At 55.2% G+C, this 13,646-nt stretch carries 11 protein-coding genes; 8 read left to right on the forward strand and 3 right to left on the reverse strand.

Going from position 1 to position 13,646, the window contains the following annotated elements; genetic code table 11:
• Window positions 1–1,120 precede the first annotated feature (1,120 nt).
• On the forward strand, window positions 1,121–2,449 hold the full coding sequence (locus AC222A_RS09880; protein WP_486774928.1) for a putative bifunctional diguanylate cyclase/phosphodiesterase: 1,329 nt from the start codon (window positions 1,121–1,123) through the stop codon (window positions 2,447–2,449).
• A 33-nt stretch (window positions 2,450–2,482) separates the two neighbouring features.
• Here the strand turns inward: AC222A_RS09880 and tyrS are convergent, their stop codons facing one another.
• On the reverse strand, window positions 2,483–3,793 hold the full coding sequence (gene tyrS / locus AC222A_RS09885; RefSeq protein WP_486774917.1) for a tyrosine--tRNA ligase: 1,311 nt from the start codon (window positions 3,791–3,793) through the stop codon (window positions 2,483–2,485).
• A gap of 220 nt (window positions 3,794–4,013) precedes the next feature.
• Between tyrS and AC222A_RS09890 the strand changes: the two genes are divergently transcribed.
• Both AC222A_RS09890 and AC222A_RS09895 read left to right on the forward strand, forming a co-directional pair.
• Window positions 4,014–5,360: a peptidoglycan DD-metalloendopeptidase family protein gene (locus AC222A_RS09890; protein WP_486774918.1), complete on the forward strand. Its 1,347-nt coding sequence runs from the start codon at window positions 4,014–4,016 to the stop codon at window positions 5,358–5,360.
• The gene (locus AC222A_RS09895; protein WP_372747666.1) at window positions 5,360–6,484 is read left to right on the forward strand and encodes an anhydro-N-acetylmuramic acid kinase; all 1,125 of its coding nucleotides are present in this window, start codon (window positions 5,360–5,362) and stop codon (window positions 6,482–6,484) included. The genes AC222A_RS09890 and AC222A_RS09895 overlap by 1 nt, the downstream gene beginning before the upstream one ends.
• A 16-nt stretch (window positions 6,485–6,500) precedes the next feature.
• Here the strand turns inward: AC222A_RS09895 and erpA are convergent, their stop codons facing one another.
• Both erpA and argC read right to left on the reverse strand, forming a co-directional pair.
• On the reverse strand, window positions 6,501–6,854 hold the full coding sequence (erpA, locus tag AC222A_RS09900; protein WP_372747667.1) for an iron-sulfur cluster insertion protein ErpA: 354 nt from the start codon (window positions 6,852–6,854) through the stop codon (window positions 6,501–6,503).
• A gap of 84 nt (window positions 6,855–6,938) precedes the next feature.
• Window positions 6,939–7,979 carry an N-acetyl-gamma-glutamyl-phosphate reductase gene (gene argC / locus AC222A_RS09905; protein ID WP_372747669.1) on the reverse strand — a complete coding sequence of 347 codons (1,041 nt, stop codon included), beginning with the start codon at window positions 7,977–7,979 and terminating at the stop codon, window positions 6,939–6,941.
• 163 nt (window positions 7,980–8,142) lie between these two features.
• On the opposite strand from argC, the gene AC222A_RS09910 reads away from it, so the two are divergent.
• The 5 genes from AC222A_RS09910 (at window position 8,143) to AC222A_RS09930 (ending at window position 13,522) form a co-directional block, all read left to right on the forward strand.
• Window positions 8,143–9,882, forward strand: a complete 1,740-nt coding sequence (locus AC222A_RS09910; RefSeq protein ID WP_486774919.1) for a chloride channel protein — start codon at window positions 8,143–8,145, stop codon at window positions 9,880–9,882.
• A gap of 5 nt (window positions 9,883–9,887) precedes the next feature.
• Window positions 9,888–10,307 (forward strand): CopD family protein, encoded by a 420-nt coding sequence (locus tag AC222A_RS09915; RefSeq protein WP_372747671.1) that lies wholly within the window; start codon window positions 9,888–9,890, stop codon window positions 10,305–10,307.
• 64 nt (window positions 10,308–10,371) lie between these two features.
• The gene (gene hemL / locus AC222A_RS09920) at window positions 10,372–11,652 is read left to right on the forward strand and encodes a glutamate-1-semialdehyde 2,1-aminomutase (RefSeq protein ID WP_372747672.1); all 1,281 of its coding nucleotides are present in this window, start codon (window positions 10,372–10,374) and stop codon (window positions 11,650–11,652) included.
• A 14-nt stretch (window positions 11,653–11,666) separates the two neighbouring features.
• Window positions 11,667–12,680 (forward strand): porphobilinogen synthase, encoded by a 1,014-nt coding sequence (hemB, locus tag AC222A_RS09925; RefSeq protein WP_372747673.1) that lies wholly within the window; start codon window positions 11,667–11,669, stop codon window positions 12,678–12,680.
• Window positions 12,681–12,772: 92 nt separating this feature from the next.
• A complete protein-coding gene (locus AC222A_RS09930) occupies window positions 12,773–13,522 on the forward strand; it encodes a TIGR04219 family outer membrane beta-barrel protein (protein ID WP_372747674.1) in 750 nt (249 codons plus the stop codon).
• The last annotated feature ends 124 nt before the right edge of the window (window positions 13,523–13,646 follow it).

Below are 13,646 nucleotides of genomic sequence, written 5' to 3' on the forward strand. Positions count from 1 at the left end.
ATCGTATTCAAATTCATGAATTTACGAGTCACTTGTATCTGATATGATTGTCGTCACATCACCACACAAGTGCCCACACAAATTACTTAATCTCGATTTGTTAAATAACTCGAAGCCGCTAGGGCTTTCGAAGTCGCTTAAGGTGTGTCTCCCCAAGCGAGGTGCGCATTATAAATACATCAGCCTTTACTGCAAGTACTTTTTTCAAAAAATCTAAAAGAATTTCAGTCGGTTAAAGTTTGATCAACACTACGACACAGAAACCAGGTCATGCCGATAACCACACTAGGCCTGCAGCCCGCGCCCCATCACAATTCTAGACTATGATCGGCGCCGGTCAACGCCGTTTAGCGCACCCTGCGGTATGCCAGAAACCAACAGCATCGCCTATGCTTACGAATACAGATTCTATAGATAGCAGGATGGAATGATTTCGCTTCTAAACGCCGCCGGCGCGATTGCGGTATTTGCCGCCATTCAAGCATTGTGGCTGGGAAACCTCAGCAAAAACGTGCACATATTTCGGAGCTACGCCTTCGTAAGTGTCTTTATAGCCTGTTTCCTATTCGCAACATCGGCTTGGTATAGCGCTAAAACCCTCGAACAGGCCGCACTGGCCGCGCGCTGGCAAACCTTTTCCGGACTCAGTCACGTCGTGGCCTTTACTTGGTTACTGGGGCATATGTCGCTTCTCCTGAAAAAGCGTTCAATCCAGTACGCATACGCAGTCTATACACTGGGCATGATAGCGCTCACTGCCGCCGCCCTATTAGCACCGCCACACTATTTTACCTCCAATGTCACTATCACTGGGACGACAACGATATTTTTTCAGGACGTTACGGCCTACCAGGCGCTCGGGGAGCATTCAAGCCGACTGTTTAATGGCGCAGTGTTGCTCAGTTACGCCTTTTGCTTCTATTGCACCTTTCTTATCTACCGAAATGGTCAACGTCTCAACGCGATGTGGCTGGCAAGCTATCTGGCAATCCAGGCCATTTACCTGCTCAACCGGATCCTCAGTCTCGAGCTTTCCACCAATTCATTACCAGCTGGGCTACCTCTGATCTGGCTACTCATCGTGATCTCCATTTGCTTCGGGCGAGAACACCATAATGCGATGCGCCTGCTAAGGAAGCAGGAAGAGGAATTAAAAACCCGCGCCTACTACGACAGCATCACAGGCCTACCCAATGAGCTCTGGCTCCGCGAACAATTGTCCAGCATTTTGACTACACGGCAGGAAGCCCGCGTGTTAATCATGCTACATGTCAATGAGTTCCATGCGATTCGCCGAACGTTCGGCAACGCAAACGCTGACGATCTGATCCGCCAGCTTGCTGATCGGATCCGCAATACGCTGCAACCGACCGACACGCTCGCCAGACTGCAGGACAGCACGTTCTGCGTTATCCGACATAGACTGGAAGAAAAGCACCTAAAATCAAAGCAACAGAACATCAATGAAGAGCTCACCCGAGCCTATTTTGTTGGCAGCCAGCCAGTCAATCTCACCTTCCAACTCGGCATCATTGATGTAAGCCTGCCAGACTCAGCGGAGAATGCTCTCTACCGCGGCTATCTAGCCATGCAAGAAGCCATCCGCAAAGGCAGCAACCAGGCCGTGTTTTTCGATGACCTGCTCGAGGAGCAGATCCAGCGCGATCGTGATCTCGAGGATGCCCTACCATCAGCCTTGGAAAATAATGAGTTCTCGCTGCACTACCAACCGAAGGTGGACGCCAATGGACAATGCTGCGGGGCCGAAGCGCTGTTGCGCTGGCACCACGGCAACCAGGGCCTCATCTCGCCAGCCATCTTTATTCCACTGGCGGAACGCTCCGGCTTTATGCCAAAACTTGGCGCCTGGGTAATTAATGAGGCCTGCGCCTTCCTTGGACGACTGCGCGAGCAGAACACTCACCTTCCAGGGCGACTATCTGTCAATGTCAGCCCCTGGCAACTGCGCGAGGAAACGCTGCCATCTACGCTGCAAAGCGCCCTTCAGGCGACCGCCATCCCCGCCCCCCAGATGGAAATCGAACTGACGGAATCCGCACTGGTAGATTCGCTAGTCACTGCCCGAAAGCAGCTGCAAGCTATACGGGAGCTTGGTGTCAGTATTGCCGTGGATGACTTTGGTACCGGCTACTCGTCACTCGCCTACCTGCAAGATCTGCCGCTGGACGTACTCAAGATAGACAAACAGTTTGTAGACAACCTCGACAGCACCCGAGGGCAGCAATTGGTGGAGGGGATCATCAACATCGGCACGGTATTGGATATGACGGTTGTCGCTGAAGGCATTGAAGACCGTACTCAGCTCAGCGCGCTTTGCGCACTGGGCTGCCAGTATTTTCAAGGTTACCTGTTCAGCAAACCGCTGCCGGAAGAAGCCTTTGGTGAATGGCTCCGCAAAAACCTGCAAACGCCGCTGACGACCTCTTGATCAGCAGCGTTCACCAGCAAGTTTTTACGACAGTCACTCAGGGGCTACAAAGAGGTGGTATTTTTTCTTGCCCAGCTTCACCAGATAGAAGCGTCCGAAACGCGCACTTTCAGACGCAAACAGGGCAGGAGAGTTCATCATGTCTGCAGCACCAGCGGCCACACCATTAATGACGACCGCGTTACGCCCAAGCGCATCCTTTACCTGCTTCCCGGAAGCCGCCATTCCCGCATCGGCCAGCAATTGCGTCAATGGAATGTCCGCCAGGGTAGTGCGATCCAGTGTTGAACTCGGCAAGCCATCGAGCTGCAACTGCTGGTAATCGTCCTCCGACAAAGCTTCATCATTGCCACTGAAAAGCGCCTCGGTAATGCGCTGGGCTGCTGCGAGCCCCGCGTCACCGTGAACCAGCCCGGTAACCTCGCGCGCCAAAATCCCCTGAGCCTCAGGTCGACCTTGCGCAGCCTTGTCTGCAGCCTCGATTTCATCGATCTCGGCCGGTGAGAGGAAGGTAAAGTAACGCAGGAATTTGTAAACATCTGCATCTGCAGTGTTTAGCCAGAACTGATAAAAGGCATAGGGAGAGGTTTTGGCAGGATCAAGCCAAATCGTTCCAGCCTCTGTTTTGCCAAATTTGGTACCGTCTGCCTTAGTCACCAGAGGCAGGGTTAGACCGAATACGTGTGCCCGATTCAACCGGCGAGACAGGTCGATACCACCGGTAATATTGCCCCATTGATCAGAGCCCCCGATCTGCAATGTGCAGGCGTTGCGGCGGTTAAGCTCGGCAAAATCGTATGATTGGAGAATCATGTAGGTAAATTCGGTATAGGAGATACCTTCACCTTCACGCTCGATCCGCTGTTTGACGGACTCCTTCTGTATCATCGCATTCACGGCGAAGTGCTTACCGACGTCCCGCAGGAAGTCCAACACATTGATACTGCCGATCCAGTCCAGATTATTGACCACTTCAGCGGAGTTTTCACCGCAATCAAAATCGATAAACTGGCTGACCTGAGCGCGAATTTTGTTGACCCAACCCGCCACCACATCCGGCGTATTGAGCTTGCGTTCCTGAGCCTTAAAGCTGGGGTCGCCAATCAAGCCGGTCGCACCGCCCACCAGCGCCAGCGGCTTGTGGCCAGCGAGCTGAAAACGTTTCAAGGTGAGTAGGGGCACGAGCGAGCCGATATGCAGGCTATCGGCCGTTGGGTCGAAACCGCAATAGAGTGTTCGGGGGCTTTCGTTGAGGTGCTTTTCCAGCTCCTCGTCGCTGCTCATCTGCGCAATTAGCCCACGTGCGCGCAGATCCGCGATTAAATCTTTATTTACCACGATCACACTCCGGATAAATTCTTATAGCCCCAAGCAAAAGAGCTGGCACAATACAGCACCCTCCCCGAATTGCAAGCGATGCGGGGTAAGTTGGCACTTTGCAGCTATTGTTTGATGCTTTATTAGAGGTTACCACGCTAAGTGACTCATATTGCTAAATTTAAATCTATTTTCAAATTGAAAACGACGCGTTATAGTGATGTTTAAAAAACAGCAGGCCCGACGGATGCATTTCGGAACTCGCAACAACAGACAAAATCTGCCCCACCCTCCGAAAAAGCAGGTGGTAGCAGCCATGTCGACCTTTGTCGCCGTTGTTTTACTATTGCTGCTCTTGCCCGGCGAACAGGCCGAGGCCAAACGCACCGCCATCCCGCTCTCGCTCGAAATTGCGCCTTCCGACGTAGATCGCGTGATTGTCGACATCGAACAGGAGCCGCTAGCACCGATCACTCCCTGGGATGATGTTACCGTTCAACCCGGTGATAGCCTGTCCCATATATTCCAGCGCGTCGGACTAACCGCCCGCGACGTACACGAACTGATAACCGGCACCACCGAAGTGAAGCCCCTGAGCCGGATCAAGCCCGGACAGCAGCTGTCCTTCCACATTCAGGACGGTCAATTGCTCGCCATGAAGCTCAAGCAGAATGCTCTGACTTCCCTCGTTTACGAACGCACCGCCAAAGGCTTTAGCGCCACCGAGCTGGTTCGCGAACCGGAAGTACGTCCACGCATCGCCAGCGCTACCATTTCGTCCTCACTCTATAAAGCAGCCGAAGATGCGGACATGCCAGACGGCCTCATCATGGAGCTGGCCAACATTTTTGGCGGTGTTATGGACTTTATCTATGACGTGCGGGCCGGCGATCACTTTATCGTGCTCTACGAAGAGCTCTACATAGACGGCCAGCGCTACAAGTCCGGCAAGATTCTGGCAGCCGAATACGTCAACCGCGGACGCAGCTACCAAGCTTTCCGCTATACAAATGCACTGGGCAAAACTGGCTACTATTCACTGAACGGCGAGAGTATGCAAAAGGCTTTTCTGCGTGCGCCGCTCGAATTCTCCCGCATATCCTCACCCTTTAACCCAAACCGCCTGCATCCGATTTTCAAGACCGTGCGCCCTCACCGTGGCATCGACTATGCTGCACCGCGCGGCACACCTGTCTACGCTGCTGGCGATGGCCGAATCATCGAAGCCGGATACACCAAGGCCAATGGCAATTACGTGATTATCCAGCACGGCTCCCAGTACATTACCAAATACCTGCATCTGGATCGCAAAGCCGTTCGAAAAGGTGACCGAGTTGATCAACGGCAGACCATAGGCTGGGTTGGGTCTACCGGATTTGCCACCGGCCCGCACCTGCACTACGAATTTCTGCTGAACGGGGTACACCGCAACCCGAGCACCATTATTGAGAAGCTACCCAAGGCCCGAAAGATTACAGCAACGGAAATGGCCATGTTCAAAAACTCGGTACAGGGTATGCATCTGCAGCTTTCTACCTATTCCGTTCAGGCCGGCTACCGCAGTCCGTCAACATCTTCCGTCGGCTCCGGTTAATGGGGCTTTATATTGGCATCATGTCCGGCACCAGCCTGGACGGTGTCGACACACTGCTGTGTGAGATTGGTGACGATGGCGCGCCCCGCTACCTTCACCACCTGAATACGCCGTTCCCGGCAGAGCTGCAAACGACGCTGCGCCAGCTCTGCCAACCCGGCAACAATGAGATTGAACTGCTCGGGCGGGCAGACCGGGCACTGGCCACACTTTACGCCGACTCAGTAAAACAACTTTTGGCCTCCGCCTCGCTGAATGCCCCCCAGATTGAAGCCATTGGCTGCCACGGCCAAACCATCCGGCACCGGCCACCAACGCCTGAACAGGCCGCCAGCACTGCCTTTACACTACAGATCGGCGACCCGAACACACTGGCGGCGCGCACCGGCATCTGCGTGGTGGCCGACTTCAGACGCCGCGATATCGCCGAAGGCGGTCAAGGCGCGCCACTCGCCCCAGCGTTTCACCGCGCCGTTTTCGCATCGCCCACGCACGATCGAGCGGTTATCAATATCGGCGGCATGGCCAATCTGACACTGTTGCCGGTAAACGGACCCTGCACCGGTTTCGACACCGGCCCCGGCAATGTGCTGATGGACGGCTGGATCAAGCAGCACAACGGGCAGGCGTTCGATGATCGAGGGCTATTTGCTGCCAGCGGCAAAGTCGATGCCCCGTTGCTGGATCAATTGCTGTCACATCCCTACTTCGCGAACCGACAGGGCCCACGAAGCACAGGCCGCGAAGATTTCGACCTGAAACAACTGATTGCGATCATCGATCAGACCGACAGAGACATCGCTCCAGAAAACGTACAGGCGACCTTGCTCGAACTCACCGCGCAAAGTATCGCCCGCCCGCTGCTGGCTCTGTCACCCGGCCCAAACGAAATCTACGTTTGCGGGGGCGGTGCCTTTAATACCGCACTGATGCAAAGACTGGAATCACTGCTACACCCGGCCCAGATTGCAAGCACAGCTTCACTGGGAGCAGACCCCCAACACGTGGAAGGCCTAGCGTTCGCCTGGTTAGCGTATCGAAGACTTAGGGGCTTAAGCGGGAATTTGCCGAGCGTGACAGGCGCGGCACGTGAGGTACCGCTAGGCGCGGTGTTCCCGCCCTAGCGCGACATGAAGCGCATCAGATAGAAAAGGACGAGCCACAACCACAGGTTGTACTCGCATTGGGGTTTTTGACCATAAAGCGTGAACCTTCCAGGCCTTCTTCATAGTCAACCTGTGCACCCACCAGATACTGGTAACTCAGCGGATCAATCAGCACAGCGACGTCCTCCACTTCAACCACCGTATCATCGTCGGCCACCAGCTCGTCAAAGGTAAAGCCGTATTGGAAACCGGAACAACCGCCGCCGGTAACAAACACCCGGAGCTTCAGGTCGCCGTTATTTTCCTCACTTTTGAGCGCGCGAACCTTGTCCACCGCACTCGCCGTCAGATTGATGACTGTCGGGGTAAACTGCTCGACAGATGACATACCACTCCTCGTAACGCCCGCACATCAGGGACGATTGTTAAATACCCAAGCAATTTGGTCAAGTATACCAGCTTTAGCTTCGGCCTAGGGAAAGACTGATATCGCACCCAGACCGGCACTTTCATCCAGCCCGAACATAATGTTCATGCATTGAATTGCCTGACCGGAAGCCCCTTTCACCAGATTGTCCTCTGCCACCAACACCACAACGTGATCACTGTTGGGCGGGCGGTGCAGAGCTATACGCAACTTATTACTGCCTTTTACGCTGCGAGTTTCAGGATGACTCCCCAGCGGCATTACGTCGACAAAGGGCGAATCCTTGTAGCGCTGTTCATAAAGGTACTGCAGCTCATCCAGGGCGACAGCCGGATCACGCAGTCTCGCATACAGAGTGGCGTGAATACCGCGAATCATCGGCAGCAGGTGCGGAGTAAAAATCACGTTAATTGGCTCGCCGGCTGCCCAACCAAGGCACTGGTTGATTTCAGGCAAATGTCGATGCCCGGAAACGCCGTAAGCCTTGAAGTTTTCAGCAACCTCGGCAAACAGAAACCCCACCTTAGCCTGACGCCCCGCGCCGCTCACCCCGGAGGCTGCACTGGCTATCAAGCCATCGGTGTGCACCAGCTTTTCTTCAAGCAGCGGCCAGTAGCCCAACTGAATGGACGTGGGATAACAACCTGCGCAGGCCACCAGTCGAGCAGTTTTCAGCTCATCAGCAAAGACCTCGGGCAGGCCATACACCGCCTCTGAAAGCAGCTCAGGGCAGACATGTTCCTCGTGATACCACTCGCTCCAGAGCTTAGCGTCGCGAATACGAAAATCAGCCGACAGGTCAATCACTCGTGTGCCGGTCTTCAACAGGTCAGGCACGGTGTTCATCGCCACATTGTGCGGCGTTGCGAAAAACACCACATCGCAGGCACCCAGCTTTTCGGTATCTGGCTCGGTAAAGCGCAGATCCAAGCGGCCGCGCAGGCTGGGAAACAGTTCGTCCACCGCCAGACCAGCTTCACCGCGCGAGGTAATCATGGTCACTTCTGCATCAGGGTGGTCTACCAAAATTCGCAACAGCTCAGCCCCGGTATAGCCCGTGCCACCTACAATACCAACCTTTAACACGCTTAAATTCCTGCCCGTTTTCACTAGAGATTGAATACCCCGCAAACAACGCTATTAGGCGCGCAGCGAGAAGGGCCTTTATAATACTGGATTTGACCGGCACACGCGAAGGCAGGATGACGCAGAATACGGCACCAGTAGACTTTAACTCAGGCCCAGCCTTGTGACCGAAGGCACCCTCAGCCGTTTCAGGCGCCGACTGGCCAGCCCCGAAGCCGCGCTACCCTACGCGCTGCTCGGCATCCTGTCCGGCGCCATTACCGCTGTGTTGATGATTGTCTTTCGCCTGGCACTTGAATGGCCACTCGCCCAGTGGCTTCCCGACCAATCGCCGGAAAACTTTGAAGCCCTGAGCTGGCACTGGCATTTGTTGCTACCTTTCGGCGGCGCCTTGCTGCTTGGGATATGTCTTCACTTTGTCAGCCCGGTGCATCGCTTTACCGGCATCCCCCACGTTATCGCCGCCCTGCACAATGGTCGAGGTCGTCTGCCGCCTGCCAATCTGTTTACTCAGTTTGCCGGAGGCCTTGTCGCCCTGCTGAGCGGGCAATCGGGCGGGCGCGAAGGACCCGCTGTGCATATCGGTTCTGCCGCCAGCAGTCTGTTCGGTGCGGCGCTGCGATTACCGAATAACAGTCTGCGGGTGATGACAGCTTGCGGAACAGCGGCAGCCATTGCGGCCTCATTCAACACCCCCATTGCCGGCGTCATCTTCGCGATGGAAGTGGTGATGCTGGAATATACTGTCGCGGGCTTTGTTCCCGTTATACTGGCCGCAGTGACCGCCACTACGCTGTCTCAGGCAGTTTTCGGCGCGGTGGTTTTCCTGCCCGCCACCAATGTAAACATGACCTCGCTGCTGGAATTGCCGTTTATCGCACTGCTCGGTTGTATAGGCGGCACACTGTCAGCACTATTTGTGCTTATCCAGAAGCGCTGTTTGACCTGGCTCAATAAACCGATCTGGCTCCGACTTGGTATTGCGGGCCTTGTTACCGGTGTCTGTGCACTGTTGGCCCCGCAGGTACTGGGCATCGGTTACGACAGCCTGCAAGCCGCGCTGGATGGAAGTTACTCCCTGCAATTACTGCTACTACTGACGGTTTTGAAGCTGGTGGCAACCGCCATCTCCTGCGGCATGGGAATGCCGATCGGCATTATCGGTCCGTCACTACTGGTCGGTGCCTTCGCCGGCGGTGCACTCGGCATTTTGGGCGCTGCCGCCGTTCCCGCGCTCGCCCCGGATCACAGTTTTTATGTGCTGATGGGAATGGCGGCGCTGATGGGCGCCATTCTCAATGCGCCGCTCGCTGCGCTGCTGGCGGTCATCGAACTGACACACAACCTGAACATCATATTTCCGGCTATGCTCGCGGTTATCAGCGCGCAACTGGTCCACCGGGAACTGTTTAAGCTGCAATCAGCCCACCAGACTACCCTGCTCGCCATGCAGCAGGCCGTGCGCACGAATCCGCTCACGCTCACGCTGCTGCGCACCAGTGCCGCCGCTGTGATGGATCGCAATATCAAGCATGTTTCACAAAAACCCGACCGTCATGAGCTACAGAAACTGTTGGAAAAGCCAGTGCGCTGGCTGGTGATTACCAACGCCGAAGGTCAGCGTATTATCGTGCACCGGGAACACTGGTTTCCCGTGCTTAGCGAGACGCAAGACACTGAAGCGGACACTGGCATTGATCTACTCGCCGTGCTGGAAAACCGTCGCCGTGCCGCCAACTTTGAGATCAACGGCACCCTGATGGAAGCACTCGAAACCATGAACCAGGAAGGTTTGGATAGCCTGTTTGTCAGCGCCCGAAGGCAGCGCCGAGGCCCGCCTGACGAAGGGGTTATTACCCGCGAGGCGCTATCTGATCACTACAATCTGCCAATAAGGTTTTAAACCCAATGCTCTGGATAAAGGCTTTTCACATCATCGCCATGGTGTGCTGGTTCGCCGGCATCTTCTATCTGCCGCGCCTGTTTGTTTATCATGCCATGGCTGAAGATGCGGCCACCCGCGACCACCTGAAAATCATGGAACGAAAACTGTATCGATTTATCAGCCCATTTGCGGTGCTAACGATTGTTCTCGGGCTGGCACTGCTGTCCCAGAACTGGCAGTACTATCTTTCGCAGACCTGGATGCAGATCAAGCTGATATTGGTGCTGGCACTGATAGGCTATCACCTTTACTGTGGCGTGCTCGTTAAACGATTCCTCACCGACGCAAATGTTCGCAGCCATGTGTTCTATCGCTGGTTTAATGAAGCTCCGGTGTTTGTCTTATTTGGCGCAGTCATTCTGGTTGTGGTTCGCCCGTTATAATTCTGCACCTGAAAAGTCGCCACCAATCAGCGATAATGCGCCCACGCAAAGAAGTGAGAGAAATATGCAAGGTTCAGAGAAGCTTTTCGAGGCAGCCAAACAACGTATCCCCGGTGGCGTAAACTCACCCGTTCGGGCTTTTAAAGCCGTCGGTGGCACCCCGGTGTTCATCGACCACGCCAAGGGAGCATACCTCTACGATGTCGACGGCAAACGCTATATCGATTACGTGCTGTCTTGGGGCCCCATGCTACTGGGCCACGCTCACCCCGAGGTTATAGAGGCGGTAAAAGAAGCCCTCGAAAAGGGTCTCAGTTTTGGCGCACCCACCGCCGTTGAAACCGAACTGGCAGAAACCCTGTGCCAGCTGGTGCCCGGTATGGATCAGGTGCGCATGGTGAATTCCGGTACCGAAGCAACCATGAGTGCCATCCGCCTGGCGCGCGGCGCAACCGGGCGCGACAAGATCATCAAGTTTGAGGGCTGTTATCACGGCCACTCGGATTCACTGTTGATCAAGGCCGGCTCCGGCGCGCTGACTTTCGGCGTACCCAGTTCACCCGGTGTGCCAAAATCGTTGGCGGATCACACCATCACGCTTACCTATAACGACATTGCCGGTGTAGAGCAGGCGTTTGCGGAAATCGGAAACCAGGTCGCCTGCGTGATCGTGGAGCCTGTCGCAGGCAATATGAACTGCGTACCACCAGTACCCGGCTTTTTAGAATGTTTGCGCACGCAGTGCGATAACAGTGGCGCCCTGCTGATCATAGACGAAGTGATGACCGGTTTTCGCTTGGGCACCGGCGGCGCTCAGGGTCATTATGGTGTCACCGCCGATATCACCACACTGGGCAAAGTCATGGGCGGCGGCATGCCTGTAGCGGCCTTTGGTGGCCGCGAAGATATCATGCAACAGCTCGCCCCCGCCGGCCCCGTTTATCAGGCCGGCACATTGTCCGGCAACCCGCTGGCGATGGCCGCAGGACTTACCATGCTCAAGGCCATTCAGCAGCCGGGGTTTTACGAACCCCTGTTTGCACGTACCGACCGACTGATTCAGGGGTTGCGCGACCGCGCACAGGCTGCCGGCATTGCCATGACCAGTAATCATGTCGGCACCATGTTCGGTGTATTCTTCACCGACGAGGAAGCGATCACTAACTATCAGCAGGTGATGGCCTGCGACACCGAACGCTTTAACCGATTTTTTCACGGCATGCTGAATGAAGGTGTTTATCTGGCTCCGGCCAGTTATGAGGCAGGCTTTTTGTCTGCGGCGCACACCGATGCCGATATCGACGCCACCATAGACGCTGCTGAGCGCGTCTTTAAAACGCTCTGAGACGGGACTCACTCATGACCAACCTAAGCCGCGGCCCTTTTCCCAACACCAGAATGCGCCGCATGCGCGCCGATACCTTTTCGCGTCGCCTGATGCGCGAAAACCACTTGAGCACTGACGATCTGATTTACCCCATGTTTGTGCTGGACGGTAAAAACCAGCGCGAGGCCATTGCCTCTATGCCGGGCATCGAACGACTGAGCGTCGACCTGCTACTGCAGGAAGCAAAAACCCTGATTGAACTGGGTATCCCGGCCATTGCGCTGTTCCCGGTAGTCGACGCGGCCGGGAAATCCGAACTCGCCGAAGAGGCCTACAACAGCAACGGTCTGGTCCAGCGCTGCGTCAGTGCACTAAAGGACAGGTTTCCGGAGCTCGGCGTTATCACCGATGTCGCGCTCGACCCCTACACCACCCATGGGCAGGACGGCATCATCGACGATAAGGGCTACGTTCTGAACGACCGCACTGTCGATACACTGGTAAAACAGGCTTTGTCCCATGCCAACGCCGGCGCCGACGTGGTCGCGCCGTCGGACATGATGGATGGGCGCATCGGCGATATCCGTCAGGCACTGGAAGCAGCGGGCCATGTCAACACCCGTATTCTCGCCTATTCCGCTAAATACGCCTCCAGCTACTACGGGCCTTTCCGCGATGCAGTGGGCTCTGCCGGCAACCTTGGCAAAGGCAACAAATACAGCTACCAGATGGATCCCGCCAACGGCGATGAAGCCTTGCATGAATGTGCACTGGATCTTCAGGAAGGCGCGGACATGATCATGGTAAAACCCGGCATGCCCTACTTGGACATTGTGCGCAGAGTCAAAGATGAGCTAGCCGCCCCCACCTACGCCTATCAGGTGAGCGGGGAATACGCCATGCATTGCGCTGCATTTGAGAAGGGCTGGCTGGATCGCGATGCCGTGATTATGGAATCCCTGCTGGCCTTCAAACGCGCCGGCGCCGATGGAATTCTGACCTACTTCGCCAAAGAAGCGGCCATGCTGCTAAACACGCAGGCATAGGTTAATGCCCAAAAATAGCGCGCGACGCTAGGAAATGTCATTTTTTTTGAATAAACTCGCTCCATAACGCTCCATAATTGAGGATACATAACGTGAATAAGAAACTGCTCGCCGCACTGGCGCTTGCCCTGCCCTTCTCTGCATCAGCCGACATCCTCGGTGTCACGGCTGGCGTTTACAACTGGAGCCAGAATTTTTCTGGAGACCTGAGATCTGAACAAACAGGCAGTGATGAGATTGACCTGGAAGATGACCTGAATTTTGACGATGACAGCGCCAACGTCTTTTTCGTTGCCCTGGAGCACCCGATTCCCGTTCTGCCCAACATCCGCATCGGCAGCACCGGCATCGAAGTTAAAGAAACCGGCACTGTATCTCGCACCTTCAACTATGAAGGGCAGACCTATACTCAGGGCCAGCAAGTGACGTCCGATATCGATCTGAGCCATGTCGATGCCACCCTGTATTACGAGATTCTGGATAACTTCGTATCGCTGGATGTCGGCCTCACCGCGCGCAAATTTGACGGCGAAGCCACTATCTCTGATGGTCAGAAATCAGCGTCCTCCGAAATCGAAGGCACGCTGCCCCTGCTCTACGCCAATGCACGGGTATCATTGCCCTTTTTGCCGGGCCTCTACGCGTCTGGTGAACTTCACGGCATCGGCTACAGCGGCAATTCACTGATCGACACCAAAATTGGTCTCGGCTACGAAATCATGGGCATCGTTGGCCTTGAGCTGGGAATGCGCAGCTTTGTACTGGACCTGGAAGGTGATGATGACGAAGAGTTCAACATGACAGTAGATGGCGCGTTTATCGGTGTCGTCGTCGACCTGTAAGCAATTTCGACAGTCACCAGAGCCCGGCACAAGCCGGGCTTTTTTTATGTCTGGCTTTTCGACACCCGGGGCTTGAGCTGCCGCCTGCCTTTAAAGTAGTCTTTGGCCGCTTGGTAAAAGGTGA

Source organism: Litorivivens sp. (assembly GCF_057445395.1).

Coding starts and splice junctions, on each gene's coding strand:
- erpA (WP_372747667.1), bottom strand. CDS start 6,854: ATGTCATCTGTCGAGCAGTTTACCCCGACAGTCATCAATCTGACGGCG.
- AC222A_RS09915 (WP_372747671.1), top strand. CDS start 9,888: ATGCTCTGGATAAAGGCTTTTCACATCATCGCCATGGTGTGCTGGTTC.
- AC222A_RS09895 (WP_372747666.1), top strand. CDS start 5,360: ATGGGGCTTTATATTGGCATCATGTCCGGCACCAGCCTGGACGGTGTC.
- AC222A_RS09880 (WP_486774928.1), top strand. CDS start 1,121: ATGCGCCTGCTAAGGAAGCAGGAAGAGGAATTAAAAACCCGCGCCTAC.
- AC222A_RS09890 (WP_486774918.1), top strand. CDS start 4,014: ATGCATTTCGGAACTCGCAACAACAGACAAAATCTGCCCCACCCTCCG.
- hemL (WP_372747672.1), top strand. CDS start 10,372: ATGCAAGGTTCAGAGAAGCTTTTCGAGGCAGCCAAACAACGTATCCCC.
- hemB (WP_372747673.1), top strand. CDS start 11,667: ATGACCAACCTAAGCCGCGGCCCTTTTCCCAACACCAGAATGCGCCGC.